Annotated in this window: 14 protein-coding genes; 8 read left to right on the top strand and 6 right to left on the bottom strand. The window is 67.3% G+C overall.

All coding sequences use genetic code 11. The features are described from left to right. Nucleotides 1–5: 5 nt before the first annotated feature. The 3 genes from C6P64_RS15355 to C6P64_RS15345 all read left to right on the top strand — a co-directional run bounded on the left by C6P64_RS15355 (nt 6) and on the right by C6P64_RS15345 (nt 1,890). Nucleotides 6–125 carry a DUF4148 domain-containing protein gene (locus C6P64_RS15355; protein WP_245911757.1) on the top strand — a complete coding sequence of 40 codons (120 nt, stop codon included), beginning with the start codon at nt 6–8 and terminating at the stop codon, nt 123–125. Nucleotides 126–226: 101 nt separating this feature from the next. Continuing rightward, nucleotides 227–1,171 (top strand): pirin family protein, encoded by a 945-nt coding sequence (locus tag C6P64_RS15350; RefSeq protein WP_105749421.1) that lies wholly within the window; start codon nt 227–229, stop codon nt 1,169–1,171. Continuing rightward, complete coding sequence (locus C6P64_RS15345; RefSeq protein ID WP_105749420.1) at nt 1,168–1,890, top strand: gamma-glutamylcyclotransferase; 723 nt, start codon at nt 1,168–1,170, stop codon at nt 1,888–1,890. Before C6P64_RS15350 ends, C6P64_RS15345 begins: the two co-directional genes overlap by 4 nt. 57 nt (nt 1,891–1,947) lie before the next feature. On the opposite strand, the gene C6P64_RS15340 is transcribed toward C6P64_RS15345, so the two are convergent. Genes C6P64_RS15340 through C6P64_RS15330 form a run of 3 tightly spaced genes read right to left on the bottom strand, consistent with a single transcriptional unit; the run spans nt 1,948 to nt 3,639 of the window. Next, entirely contained in the window at nt 1,948–2,508 is a 561-nt protein-coding gene (locus C6P64_RS15340) for an acetate and sugar kinases/Hsc70/actin family protein (protein ID WP_105749419.1), read from the bottom strand. Nucleotides 2,509–2,528: 20 nt separating this feature from the next. Beyond that, complete coding sequence (locus C6P64_RS15335; protein ID WP_105749418.1) at nt 2,529–3,209, bottom strand: alpha/beta hydrolase; 681 nt, start codon at nt 3,207–3,209, stop codon at nt 2,529–2,531. A 19-nt stretch (nt 3,210–3,228) separates the two neighbouring features. Further along, nucleotides 3,229–3,639, bottom strand: a complete 411-nt coding sequence (locus C6P64_RS15330; protein ID WP_105749417.1) for a DoxX family protein — start codon at nt 3,637–3,639, stop codon at nt 3,229–3,231. Between the two features lie 157 nt (nt 3,640–3,796). Here C6P64_RS15330 and C6P64_RS15325 point away from each other — a divergent pair, with 157 nt between their 5' ends. Further along, a complete protein-coding gene (locus C6P64_RS15325; protein WP_105749416.1) occupies nt 3,797–4,696 on the top strand; it encodes a LysR family transcriptional regulator in 900 nt (299 codons plus the stop codon). Between the two features lie 112 nt (nt 4,697–4,808). Here C6P64_RS15325 and modA read toward each other — a convergent pair whose 3' ends face one another. Further along, the gene (gene modA / locus C6P64_RS15320; RefSeq protein WP_105749415.1) at nt 4,809–5,555 is read right to left on the bottom strand and encodes a molybdate ABC transporter substrate-binding protein; all 747 of its coding nucleotides are present in this window, start codon (nt 5,553–5,555) and stop codon (nt 4,809–4,811) included. A 90-nt stretch (nt 5,556–5,645) separates the two neighbouring features. Between modA and C6P64_RS15315 the strand changes: the two genes are divergently transcribed. Then, nucleotides 5,646–6,413 carry a TOBE domain-containing protein gene (locus tag C6P64_RS15315; RefSeq protein WP_105749414.1) on the top strand — a complete coding sequence of 256 codons (768 nt, stop codon included), beginning with the start codon at nt 5,646–5,648 and terminating at the stop codon, nt 6,411–6,413. Between the two features lie 132 nt (nt 6,414–6,545). Here the strand turns inward: C6P64_RS15315 and C6P64_RS15310 are convergent, their stop codons facing one another. Beyond that, nucleotides 6,546–7,436 carry a LysR substrate-binding domain-containing protein gene (locus C6P64_RS15310; RefSeq protein WP_105749422.1) on the bottom strand — a complete coding sequence of 297 codons (891 nt, stop codon included), beginning with the start codon at nt 7,434–7,436 and terminating at the stop codon, nt 6,546–6,548. A 167-nt stretch (nt 7,437–7,603) separates the two neighbouring features. Here C6P64_RS15310 and C6P64_RS15305 point away from each other — a divergent pair, with 167 nt between their 5' ends. After that, nucleotides 7,604–8,575, top strand: a complete 972-nt coding sequence (locus C6P64_RS15305; protein WP_105749413.1) for a Bug family tripartite tricarboxylate transporter substrate binding protein — start codon at nt 7,604–7,606, stop codon at nt 8,573–8,575. 16 nt (nt 8,576–8,591) lie between these two features. Beyond that, a complete protein-coding gene (locus tag C6P64_RS15300) occupies nt 8,592–10,010 on the top strand; it encodes an FAD-binding oxidoreductase (protein ID WP_105749412.1) in 1,419 nt (472 codons plus the stop codon). Nucleotides 10,011–10,144: 134 nt separating this feature from the next. Here the strand turns inward: C6P64_RS15300 and C6P64_RS15295 are convergent, their stop codons facing one another. Next, complete coding sequence (locus tag C6P64_RS15295) at nt 10,145–11,956, bottom strand: NYN domain-containing protein (protein WP_105749411.1); 1,812 nt, start codon at nt 11,954–11,956, stop codon at nt 10,145–10,147. Between C6P64_RS15295 and C6P64_RS18360 the strand changes: the two genes are divergently transcribed. Further along, a partial coding sequence (locus C6P64_RS18360; RefSeq protein WP_211296865.1) for a hypothetical protein occupies nt 11,939–12,196 on the top strand: 258 nt, incomplete at its 3' end. The genes C6P64_RS15295 and C6P64_RS18360 overlap by 18 nt on opposite strands.

Here is a 12,196-nt window from a genome sequence, read left to right as displayed (position 1 = left end):
ACGACCTGTTCCCGTCCCAGTACCCGGCCAAGCCGGCCGTCCAGGGCAAGACCCGCGAGCAGGTCAAGGCCGAGCTGGCCGAAGCCATCCGAACCGGCCAGCTGCCGGTCTACAGCGGCTCTTGAAACCCTGGCTGGCCGTCCGGACTGCCCAGGCGGGTGGTCTGCGCTGGCACATGACCGGCCCGAGGTCTTATGCTTGAGCCTCCATCAATCCAGGAGCTGGCATGACTTCCTGCCATCAGACATCCCCGGACCCGCAGCAGCCGGACGAGGCCCGGCCAGCGCTCAGCCGCATCGCCCTGCGGGCGGCCGAGCTGGGCGAGGGACTGACGATACGCCGTGCCCTGCCCACCCGCCAGCGCCGCATGGTCGGGGCCTGGTGCTTTCTCGACCATGTCGGGCCGGTCCGCTTCGAGCGTTCCGCGGGCCTGCATGTCGGGTCCCATCCGCACACGGCGCTGCAGACCTTCACCTGGATGATCCAGGGCCGGCTCCTGCACCGCGACAGCCTGGGCAGCGAGCAGCTGATCTGCCCGGGCCAGGTCAACCTGATGACGGCCGGCCGCGGCATCGTCCATACCGAGGATTCCCTGCCTGGCGAGCCGGTGCTGCACGCGGCCCAGCTCTGGATTGCCCTGCCACCCGCGCAAGTGGACTGCGAGCCGTCGTTCGACCATTACCCCGAACTGCCGACCTGGCAGCAGGACGGCATCGCCTGCACCCTGCTGGCCGGCCGCCATGGGGAGCGGCAAGCGCCCACGCGCGTGCACACCCCCTTGCTCGGCATGGACCTGGCCAGCGCGCAGGCGGCATCGACCACCCTGGCACTGAATCCGGCTTTCGAGTACGGCCTGCTGCCGCTGGCAGGCGCGGTGCGCATCGGCCGGGAACGAATCCGGGACGATGAATTCGCCTATCTCGGCCAGGGCCTGGAGCGGCTGGAGCTCGGACTCGAGGCCGGCAGCCGGGTGCTGCTGCTCGGCGGCGAGCCCTTCGAGCCGCCCATCGTCATGTGGTGGAACTTCGTCGGCCTGGGTCGGGACCAGGTCGCGCAGGCGCAGGCCGACTGGGAGTCGGGTTCGCCCCGCTTCGGCCGGGTCGCGGGCGATGCCGGGCCAAGGCTCGCCGCGCCGAAACTGCCCTGGTCACAGCCTGTCAGCCCGCCATGAACAGCTGGACCTTCAGGCATCTGCCGGAACTGCGCGGCAAGATCGTCCCGGCCACGGCCTCGCGCCTGCGCGCCACCGACGAGGTGTTCGCCAGCTGGGATGCGCAGGCCCTGGCGCTCGGGCTGGGTGTGCACTGGCGCTGCTCGGACGAATGGCTCGAATGCTCGCGCCGCGCCTTGCTGGAGCGCCTGGGCGGCCAGCAGGACCTCTGGATCTTTGCCTATGGCTCGCTGATGTGGGACCCGGCCCTGCATTTCAAGGAGGTGCGTCGCGCCACGCTTGACGCTTATCAGCGCCGCTTCAGCTACCTGACGACGATAGGCCGCGGCAATGCCGAGCAGGCCGGTCTCGTGTTGTCGCTCGAGCCCCAGCCAGGCCACTGCGAGGGACTGGCCTTCTGCATCGATGCCTCGATCGCCGAGCAGGAGTCGCGCCTGTTCTGGCGCCGCGAGATGATCGTGGGCGGCTACCAGCCCAGGCTGCTGCCGGTCTCGACCCCGCAGGGTGGGCTGCTGGCCCTGACGCTGGTCTCGAACCCCGGCCATGCCAGCCATGCGGGCGAGCTGGGCCTGGAGCAGGCCGCGTCCATCATCCGCCGCGCCCAGGGCAGCCATGGCACCAACCGGGATTACCTCGAGCAGCTGGTGGCGCAGCTCGAATGCCTGGGCATAGCCGACGACTATGTGCGGCGGCTGCAGCGCCAGGTGGCCGGCCCATAGGCGGCAGGTCTTTTCCACGCGCGATGGATGGCACAGGCGCGTGCCCGGTGCAAGCTCTCAATCGGTCTGGGCCTTACGGTGCAGCACCGTGATGCCGTCGAATCCCAGGTGGTGCAGCCACTCGCGCAGCACCAGCAGCGTGGCAGAGAAGCGCCCCGTGGTGGGCAGCGGGTCCTGGCTCGCCGGTCTTCCCTGTGCCACCGCAGCCCAGCGGTTGAACAACTGCTCGACCGCCTCGGTCGTGAGCCGCCATGGCCTGGCGTTGTCGGGCATGTCGGCCCAGCGGGCCAGGCCAGCGATATCCGCATCGTCCGTGAACAGACTGGCGGCGGTCGGCAGCATGGCGTGCCAGGGCATCACGATGTCCTCGACCTCGGCAATTGCGTGTTCAATCAGCAACTCGCTCAAGCGCCCGTCAGGGAAATACCGGTCGGCGAGCCTCTGCAGTCCCAGCGGCAGCACCGATACCTGTTCAGGCTGCTCTCCCTGGCCGAAGGCCAGCATCGATTCGTCAGCACCGAGCTGCAAGGCCACGATGGCATCCGCATCGCGCAGGTTCTGGCGTGCCCAGGCATAGGTCGCACGGATGGCGATTTCGCCGGCATGGCTTCCGGTCATGCTTGCCCCTGGTTGATCGTTCAGCCCAGTGCGGCCCACCAGTCGAGGAAGTCGGCGTGCATCTGCGCGCTGATGCGGTGCTCGATGGGGTAGAGCTTCAGGCTGTGGCGCACTCCTAGCCGGTCCAGCCAGTCATGCGCGCGGTGTGCCCAGTCGACCTGCAGCTTGCTGTCAAGCTCGCCGTGACCCACGAAGCCCAGCAGGCCGGCCAGGCGTTCCTTGCTGGCCACGAGAGGCTCGATCTCGGGCAGGACGCGTCCGGACAGCAGGCCGAAGCCGGCCACCGATTCGGGCGCGGTCAGCGCCACGCCCGCGCTCATGATGCCGCCCTGGCTGAAGCCAGCCAGTACGGTCTGCGCCGGCGACACGCCATGCTGTTGCTGCAGCTCGGCCAGCAGCTCGACCAGCAACTGGCGGCTGCGCTCGGCCTCTTCGGGGACGATGCGCGGACCGCTGGCGGTGAAGGCGACCTGGAACCAGGCGAACTGTTGCGCTCCCAGCGTCAGCGGTCCGCGCACCAGCACCACCAGGGTGTCGGCTGCAACGCCGTCGGCCAGACTGGCCACCGACAGCTCGTTGCCGCCGACGCCGTGCAGCAGCACCAGGCAGCGGCGCGGCGTGGCGGCTTGTGGCTGCATCAGGCGGTAGCAAAGACCGGTGGCCGAGTCGGTCTGCAAAGGGCCGGGGTTCAATGTGCTCATGACGGAACTATTCCAGAAATCAGGTCTTGCGGCGGGCGTCCAGGCTCCAGTCACCGGCGCCTTGTGCGGCCAGTACCAGCAGGCCACCGGCCACGGCGATGTTCTTGAAGAACAGCAGCTGGGTCACGAAAGCCTGGTCGGCCGGGACGCTCCAGTAGGCATGGAAGAACATGCTGGCCCCCAGCGTGAACAGGGCCAGCACCAGGGCGGCGATCCGGGTACCGAAGCCTGCGAGCAGCGCCAGGCTGCCGCCGATCTCGACCACCAGGGCCAGCACAGCGCCCAGCGCGGGAGCCGGCAGACCGACCGAGGCGATGTAGCCGACGGTGCCGGAGAAGCCGGTCAGCTTGCTGATGCCGGCCGGCAGGAACAGCACGACGAACAGGACGCGACCCAGCAGGTTCAGCGCATTCTGGATGATATGGGACATGACGGACTCCTTGTGGGACGAGGGTTTCTTGCCTTCAGGCGCTGTGGCTCCAGGTTCTGGGCCGCCTTGGCCATTCAGTGCATGGGTGTACTGTATTGGAGGTGAAAACAAAGATAAATCGCTTGAGGTTTGATTGACTGTCTCGTAATATGAATCAATGGATCGATTCCTCGAGATGCAGACCTTCAACGCCGTGGTCGAGACCGGCAGCTTCGTGGCGGCCGCCGAGCTGCTGCAGCTGTCCAAGGCCGCGGTCTCGCGCCATGTCGTCGAGCTCGAGAAGCGTCTGGGGATCCGGTTGCTGCATCGCACCACCAGGCGCCTGTCCCTGACGCCGGAAGGCCAGGTGTTCTACGCGCGCGGCAAGGAGGTGCTGGCGGAGCTCGATGCTGTCGAGGCCGAGGTCACTGCGCGCCGCGAGTCGGTGTCGGGCCTGCTGCGCATCAATGCCCCATTCACCTTCGGCATCGCCCACCTGGCTCCCTTGTGGGGCTTGTTCCGCGAACAGCATCCGCAGGTGACGCTGGACATTACCTTGTCCGACCGCCTGGTCGATCTGGTCGAGGAGGGCTATGACCTCGCGATCCGGATCGCCGCGCTGGAAACCTCCTCACTGGTCAGCCGGCGCCTGGCCACCACGCGCATGACCCTGTGCGCCTCGCCGGAATACCTGCGCCGGCATGGCACGCCGCGTCATCCCAGCGAGTTCGGCGGCCACCAGGTCATTGCCTACAGCTACCTGGCCACCAAGGATGATTGGCATTTCCATGGGCCCGAGGGCAGGGTGGTGGTGAGCACCCGTCCCTGGATGCGTACCAACAACTGCGAGACCTGCCGCGCCGCCGCGCTGGCGCACCAGGGCGTGATCCTGCAGCCCCGCTTCGTGGTGGACGCCGAACTGGCGGCGGGACATCTGGTCGAGCTGCTGCCCGACTACCGTTCCACCGAAATCGGCATCTATGCGGTGTATCCAAGCCGCAAGCACCTGTCGGCCAAGGTCAGGGTACTGGTCGAATTCCTGGCGGATCGGCTGGCACGCCATGGAGCGGCAGCCTGATGCGTGTGCTTTCATCGCCTCGGGACGGTGGCAGCTCCGGGTCGAGCCCACCGCGTCTGGCCCGGGACCTTGTCGTCAGCGCAGCACCGTCGGGCGGGCGCGCCATGAGCGCTCAGATCTCGTAGCCGAAGCTGCGGATCACGGCGCGCGCCTGGTCGCCCTGGAGGAAGTTCAGCAGCGCCGCGGCAGCCGGCTTGCCCTTGCCAGCGCCCAGCAGCACCGCATCCTGCCGGATCGGCTGGTGCAGGCTGGCAGGCACGATCCAGCCCGAGCCCTGCGCGATGCGGCCGTCCGTCTGGACCTGGGACAGCGCGACGAAGCCGAGCTGCGCATTCTCGGTCGCCACGAACTGGTAGGCCTGGGCAATGTTGTCGCCCTGCACGATCCGGGGCTGGACCGCGGCCAGCAGGCCCAGCCGGTTCAGCGTCTCGATTGCCGCGGCGCCGTAGGGCGCCAGCTTGGGATTGGCGAGCGCGAGCCGCTGGTACTTGCCCGAGCGCAGCACCTCGCCCTTGTCATCGACCAGGCCGGGCTGCCTGCTCCACAGCACCAGCTTGCCGGTGGCATAGGTGAAGCGCGAGCCTGGCACGCCCAGGCCCTCGGCCTCGAGCTTGAGCGGCGTCTCGTCGTCGGCCGCCAGCAGGAGCTGGAACGGTGCACCATGGCGGATCTGGGCATAGAAGTTGCCGGTCGCACCGAAGGACAGCAACACCTTGTGCCCGGTCTCCTGCTCGAAGGCCTGGGCGATTTTCTGCATCGGCGCGGTGAAGTTGGCCGCCACCGCCACCTTGACCTCGGCCGCACTGGCCTGGGCCATCAAGGCCAGACCGGCCAGCAGGAGGGTGAGAAACCTGGGCATGGAAGGCTCGCTGTTCTATTCTGGAATAGCGATTATAGGGGCGCTATCCTCTGGGAGAATAACGGTCCCGCACCGCCCAGACCCACCCCGATGACCCGTCCCGCCCTCCAGTTCTCGCAAGCCCTCGGCCATGATGCGGCAGACAAGCGCCTCGACATCCTGCGCCGCATCGGCCAGGTCGGCTCGATCTCGGAGGCGGCGCGCGGCGCTGGCGTCAGCTACAAGGCGGCCTGGCAGGCGATCGAGACACTGAGCAACCTGGCCGGACAGGCCCTGGTCGAGAAAGCCGTCGGCGGCAGTGGCGGTGGCGGCGCCCGGCTGACGCCGGCGGGCCAGCGCCTGCTGCAGGCCGCCGAGCTGTTCGCCCAGGCGCGCGCCAGCGTGCTGTCGCGGCTGGATCACGACTCTCCGGGCGGCATTCGCCCCGCTGACCTGCTCGGCCTGGGCCTGCGCACCAGCATGCGCAACCAGCTGCCCTGCCGCGTCAGCGCGCTCGAGAGCGACGCCGCCCGGGTGCGGGTGACGCTGGATCTGGCCGATGGCAGGCGGCTGCATTCGCGCATCACGAGCGAAAGCGCCGAGCTGCTGGGCCTTGTGCCCGGCCTGCCTGTCATCGCGCTGTGCAAGGCCACCGCCGTCACGGTGGCCGATGTCCTCGCGCCCAGGCCGGGTGTCAATCTGCTGCACGGCACGGTCGGCCGCATCTCGGCAGCACAGCACGGCAGCGAGGTGTCGCTGCAGTTCTTGCCTGGCTTGCACCTGGTCGGCTTCACCCCGGCAGGCGTGGCGCTGCAGCCGGGCCAGCCTGCCATGGCGGCGGTAGACGAGTCCGCTGTCGTGATTGCGGTCGGACAGTGAATGTGCGATCGCGTTGCCGGGCATGCGGATGAAGCAGTGATCAGACCATCGAAAACTTGAAACTTACGCACTTGACGTTGCCATCAAGCCGGGCCGAAAGCCGTCGCCTGCCGTGGCGTGGGACTTTTGCGCTCAGATGGCCTGCCGGGCGAGCCAGTCTGAAAAGGTGGCCACAGAGGGCAGCGTGAGCTGCTCGGGCCTGACGAACAGGTAGTAGGTGTAACCCGAAGCAAGCGGCAGGTCGAATGCCAGTTCCAGGGTACCTTTCTTGAGCTCATCCTCCACCAGGAAGCTTGGCAGCAGACCTACGCCTATGCCCGAGGCAACGGCCTGGATCAGGTGTGAGGTCAGCTCGAACTGGGGCCCCAGACGCAGCCTGCTGGCTGGCAGCCCCTGCTGTGCAAACCATTGCGGCCAGGCACTCGACCGGGTGGCCACCACCAGCAGCAAGTGCTCGAGCAGGTCGGCCGGGGTCCGCAGCGGCTGTTCGAGCCGCAAGGCCGGGCTGATGACGGGCAGCAGGACTTCGTCCATCAGGCGATGGGACACCAGGCCAGGCCATGTGCCATCGCCCACGCCAATGGCCGCATCCATGCCGGCCTGATCAAGGTCGAACTGACCTATGCGTGAGTGGACATGCACCAGGATGCCGGGATGCTGCCGATAGAAGTCATTGAGCCGGGGCAGCAGCCACTTGGAGGCAAAGGTGGGCAAGGCCGCCAGGTGCAGGGAGCCGCTGCCGGATTGGGAGGCGATGGCTTGCAGCGAGCCGTTGCGGATGCGCTGCAGTGCCGCAGCCACCTCGCGGTGGTAGGTGGAGCCCGCTCCAGTCAGCGTGATCTTGCGCTGGTCGCGAACGAACAGGGGCACGCCGAGCAAGGCTTCCAGCGCCTGGACCTGCCGGCTCACGGCACTCTGTGTCAGGTGCAGGTCTTGTGCCGCACGCGTGAAGCTCAAATGCCGCGCGGAGGCGTCGAAGGCCAGCAGCAGCGACATGGACGGGGTCAGTTTTCGGGGATTCACTTGCACCTCTGCATTCATTTTTTGAATGACATACCGGCAGATATTACGCTGTCAGAAAAATCCACATTGCTGAAAAATTCAGGATCTCGAGCAGCCGGATTTTCTGCATTCGCCCATCGAATGCAAAACCGCTGCCTGAACATTCCTTTCAACGAAGTGGAGACAACATGAACAAGCACCGTCGCCAGCTGAGCATCGCCTGTGCCCTCGCCTGCATGGCACTGCCAAGCTGGAGCCAGAGCTATCCCGACCGGCCCGTTCGCCTGGTGGTGCCGTATACCCCTGGGGGATCGACGGACCTGATTGCCCGCATCGTCGCGGAGCCGCTGGGCCGGGTGCTGGGCAAGGCGGTGGTGGTGGAGAACAAAAGCGGGGCCGGCGGCCTGCTGGGCACTCAGGAGCTGGCCCGCATGGCAGCCGATGGCTACACGCTGGGCATCGGCACCGTCAGCACCTTGATTATCTTGCCGACTGTGCATCCCAAACCGGGTTACACCATCGGACAGATCCTGCCCATCACCAACATCGCCACCATGCCCAACGTGCTGGCGCTCAGGCCCGGTTTTCCGGCCAAGGATCTCAAGGAACTGGTGGCCGTCCTGAAGGCCGACCCAGGCAAGTACTCCTACGCGACGTCTGGGCAGGGCAGCATCAACCACATGCTGGGCGAGTCCTTCCAGCAAGGGGCAGGGGTCGAGATCAATCACATTCCCTTCCGCGGCTCCGGACCCGCCATGCAGAGCGTGATGGCTGGCCAGGTGGACATCCTGTTTGATCAGCTGCCGTCTTCGAAGGCCTTCATCGATTCCGGCAAGTTGCGCCTGATGGGCATGGTCGCGCCCAGGCGCCTGCCCGAGTACCCGCAGGTCATGACGATGGAGGATGCCGGCATCAAGGGCCTGACCGACCAGGCCTGGTATGGCCTGATCGCGCCGGCCAAGCTGCCCCCGGAGATTCACGCCCGCTTGGCCAGCGCCATGAAGGAAGTGATGGACATGCCGGACGTGAGGGAGCGGCTGAGCAAGGTCGGCGCCATTCCCCTGGGCAATTCGTCGCGCGATTACGCCAAGCAGATTGAACAGGAGACGCAGCGCATGAAAGGGCTGGTGCGCGAGCGCCACATCACCCTCAATGACTGAGGACCGGAGCATTGACATGACCGCATTGATCGAAACCCTCATCGATATCGTTGGCGCCAGCCATGTCCTGCAGGGCAACGACCTGCAAGCCTACGAGGAGGACTGGCGTCAACGCCAGCGCGGCAAGGCGCTGTGCGTGGTGCGGCCCGGTTCCACGCAGGAAGTGGCCCGCGTGGTCAAGGCCTGTGCGGCAGCCAGGGTGGCCATCGTGCCGCAAGGGGGCAATACCGGCCTGGTGGCAGGCTCGATTCCCGATGAGTCCGGCACCCAGGTGCTGATGAGCTTGCGTCGCATGACCGCCGTGCGCGGGCTGGACCCGGTCAACCAGACGATCACCGTCGAAGCCGGTTGCGTGCTGCAGAGCCTGCAGGAAGCCGCCGAGCAGGCGGGCTTCCTGTTTCCGCTCAGCCTCGGGGCCGAGGGCAGCTGCACCATCGGCGGCAATTTGGCCACCAATGCCGGTGGCACCCAGGTGCTGCGGTATGGCAACGCTCGCGAGCTGTGCCTGGGCCTGGAGGTGGTGACGCCCCAGGGCGACCTCTGGGACGGCCTGGCGGGCTTGCGCAAGGACAACACCGGCTACGACCTGCGCGATCTGTTCGTGGGCAGCGAAGGCACGCTCGGCGTCATCACGGCCGCCACCCTCAAGCTCTACCCGAAGCCGGTGGCGCAACTGACCGCCTGGGCTGCGCTGGCGTCGCTCGAGGACGCCAACCGGCTGCTCGGTCTGGCCCAGCGCCAACTCGGTGCCAGCCTGACCGGCTTCGAGGTGATGAACCGCCAGGCCTTGCAGCTGGTGGACAAGCATTTTCCCCATCTGCGCGTGCCCATGTGGCAGGAAAACGACTGGTGCGTGCTGCTCGAGCTGTCCGACAACGAGTCGGAAATTCACGCCCGGGGCCTGCTGGAGAGCCTGCTGGAAGGTGCGCTGCAAGACGAGGTGGTCGCCGATGCCATCGTGGCCGAAAGCCTCAAGCAGGCCCATGACCTGTGGCATATCCGCGAGAGCATCACGCTGGCGCAGACGCAAGAAGGCCACAACGTCAAGCACGACATCTCGATTCCGGTATCCGGGATACCCGCGTTTGTCCGGGCAGCGGATGCGGCCCTGCGCGCGGCCTTACCCGGCATTCGATTCGTCAACTTCGGACACCTGGGCGATGGCAACCTGCACTACAACATCCAGGCTCCCGAGCCAAGCGATGCCTCTGCCTTCGTTCGAGCGCACGAGGATCAGATCAGCGCCATCGTGTATGACATGGTCAGCAAGCACCAGGGTTCCATTTCGGCCGAGCATGGGGTGGGCGAACTCAAGCGGCACAAGCTGGCCGAGCACAAGTCCCCGGTCGCGCTGCAACTGATGCGCAGCATCAAGTCAGCCATCGATCCGCTGAACACCATGAATCCCGGTCGCCTGCTGGTCGCGCCGAACTGATGCCAGCGGGCTCCCTGCTGCAGGAGCGACGGCTACCGCGTGTCGCGCTGAGCTGGCAGGCCGTGAGCCGACCTGGCATTCCATGTCCGAGGCCTGGGTGGCTGGGCGATCGGTCCAGCTCCATGGCCCAGACCTCAGCTGCCCATCTTGCCCAGCCAGAGCGCCAGTTCCTCCGGCGCCATCACCATGGCATGGCTGCGTTCCGCCGCGCGCGCCTCGTCCTGGTCGGCCGTCACCACGGCGCGGGTGAGTTCCGGGCTGGCCGTCCCGAGGTGATGCAGGAAAGCCAGGATCTGCCGGTCGGCCCGGTTGCTGCCGCTGCCGCCCGAGAAGCGCACCCGCAAGTTGTCGCTCACGGTGCGCTCGCTCACGGTCCCGCCGTCGAACCAGAGCTGGATGTCGAGCCGGGGATGGCGCCTGGCCAGTGCCGCCAGGCGCTGTTCGAGGGCGTCGCGCGCACGGCCGCCCGGGTTGCCGTTCTCGAAGAAGGGCCGGAACAGTGCCGGCAGGGTGAACAGCACATTGTGGCCGTCCACCACCAGCGTGGCCCGCTGTCCCACTGCCAGGGTCGACTGCATGGCATGCAGGGGCAGGTGCCTGAGCCCTTCGCGGTCTTGCGCGGCGGTGCGGCAGATGCCCTCCCTGGCGTAGATGCGCGAAGCCAGGTCAGCCAGCAGCGCGTAGGCCCTGGCACGTTCCTCGACATCCAGCAGGCCCAGCGGCTCGGCCGCGCCGAGGGCCTGGCGGATCGCGCTGAGCTGCTCGAGGGTGTTGGCCTGGGCCATCGCCTGCTGCAGCCGGGCCAGGCTGGAGCCGGCAGCCAGATCTGTGTCCGCGCGCCTCCCCAGTTGCTGCTGCAGGGCCTGTATCCGCAGGCGGATTTCCTGCTGGAGGGTGAGCAGTTTCGGCAAGGGCCGCAGCGATTCGGCCTGTGCCTCGGCCAGGCGTGCCAGCATCTGGCGACAGTCGTCCAGTTCTGCCTGCAGGCTGCGACGCAGGCCGTAGCGGCGATCGATCGCGGCTTGCTCCTGCAGCAGCTGCTCGGCCTGTTCGAGCAGCTGGCCGCGACCGGGATCAGCGGCGGCCTGGGCCAGCGACTCAGCCGGAGCTAGCCAGGGCAGCAGGCGCTCGTCGAGCAGGGCTTGCACGCGCTGCTGCACCAGGGCCTCGAAGTCCCCGCGCAGCTCGGCCAGTTCGGCCTCGGCGCGCCCGGCACGCTGTTGCGTCAGCTCCAGCGCGGGCCGCAGGCGTTCCAGTTCAGTACGCCAGCGATCCGATCCCTGCCGGGACGCAGCGAGATCGCGCGCGAGCGCACCCGCCTCGCGGCGCTTGTCACGCAGGGCGAGCACGAGCTGGCGTTCGGCCTGTGGCCGGGGCGACCGCGTCATCTGGGGCGTGGTCGCCGCCCTGTCCGCCAGTCCGGCGTCCGTCCCGGATGGCGATCCGGTCCCGTCCTGCGGCTTCAAGGCATGCAGGGCCTGCGCCAGGCCCTGCAGGTGGGCCATCAGGTCGGTGCTGGCCTTGCGCCGCGCTTCCTCGTTGCACTCTGACCCGTCCCAGCCGTCCAGCATTCCCAGGGCATGGCTGCGCAGCGAGGCGCGGCCGTCAAGCAGCAGGGCGGCGACGGTCTCGGCAAGGCCGAGGCTGTTGGCCAACAGGCCGGATTGCTCCATGACCAGCTCGTCGGACAGCGGCACGACGAGGGCGCTGGCCTGGCTCGCCCCCCGCAGGGCCAGCCGGATCGTCTCGGGCAGTTCCGCGTAGCCCTCCAGGGCGGAGCGCAGCCTTGCCCTTGCCACATCCGGCGGCATCTTGCTGGCCCGGAATCCCGCGCCGAGCCCCTGCTCGCTGGCCAGGCTGCGCACCTTCGCATCCGGCAGCCGGACCAGTGCTCCGCACCAGGCGAGCACGACGGGCTTGGGGATGGGATGGTCATCGATCTTCATGGTGGCAGAGGGCAGGCGTGGGAAATGAAGGACGGGATCTTGCGCATGGGCTGCAGTCTCAGGCGCATGGCAGGCATCATGCCTGATCCGCAACTGCTCCACTGCTGGCGAGATCCATCCGCAGGCGCAGACGTGCTGGCACGCGACGGATTGAAGGTAGCTACTGACTCAGCTGTGATCGCTTCCAAGTGCTGTGGACAGCTGCAGCGCTTTATTTTTGTAAGCGTCGCCTCATTACCC

The sequence above is a fragment of the Malikia granosa genome, assembly GCF_002980595.1.
Lineage (GTDB): Bacteria > Pseudomonadota > Gammaproteobacteria > Burkholderiales > Burkholderiaceae_C > Malikia > Malikia granosa.
The sequence above is the reverse complement of the archived record's forward strand: the minus strand, read 5'-3'. Positions and strand labels throughout refer to the sequence as shown.

Bases quoted from the DNA above. Each gene is read 5' to 3' on its own strand.
- C6P64_RS15350 (WP_105749421.1), top strand. From the start codon at position 227: ATGACTTCCTGCCATCAGACATCCCCGGACCCGCAGCAGCCGGACGAG.
- C6P64_RS15345 (WP_105749420.1), top strand. From the start codon at position 1,168: ATGAACAGCTGGACCTTCAGGCATCTGCCGGAACTGCGCGGCAAGATC.
- C6P64_RS15340 (WP_105749419.1), bottom strand. From the start codon at position 2,508: ATGACCGGAAGCCATGCCGGCGAAATCGCCATCCGTGCGACCTATGCC.
- C6P64_RS15335 (WP_105749418.1), bottom strand. From the start codon at position 3,209: ATGAGCACATTGAACCCCGGCCCTTTGCAGACCGACTCGGCCACCGGT.
- C6P64_RS15330 (WP_105749417.1), bottom strand. From the start codon at position 3,639: ATGTCCCATATCATCCAGAATGCGCTGAACCTGCTGGGTCGCGTCCTG.
- C6P64_RS15325 (WP_105749416.1), top strand. From the start codon at position 3,797: ATGGATCGATTCCTCGAGATGCAGACCTTCAACGCCGTGGTCGAGACC.
- modA (WP_105749415.1), bottom strand. From the start codon at position 5,555: ATGCCCAGGTTTCTCACCCTCCTGCTGGCCGGTCTGGCCTTGATGGCC.
- C6P64_RS15315 (WP_105749414.1), top strand. From the start codon at position 5,646: ATGACCCGTCCCGCCCTCCAGTTCTCGCAAGCCCTCGGCCATGATGCG.
- C6P64_RS15305 (WP_105749413.1), top strand. From the start codon at position 7,604: ATGAACAAGCACCGTCGCCAGCTGAGCATCGCCTGTGCCCTCGCCTGC.
- C6P64_RS15300 (WP_105749412.1), top strand. From the start codon at position 8,592: ATGACCGCATTGATCGAAACCCTCATCGATATCGTTGGCGCCAGCCAT.
- C6P64_RS15295 (WP_105749411.1), bottom strand. From the start codon at position 11,956: ATGAAGATCGATGACCATCCCATCCCCAAGCCCGTCGTGCTCGCCTGG.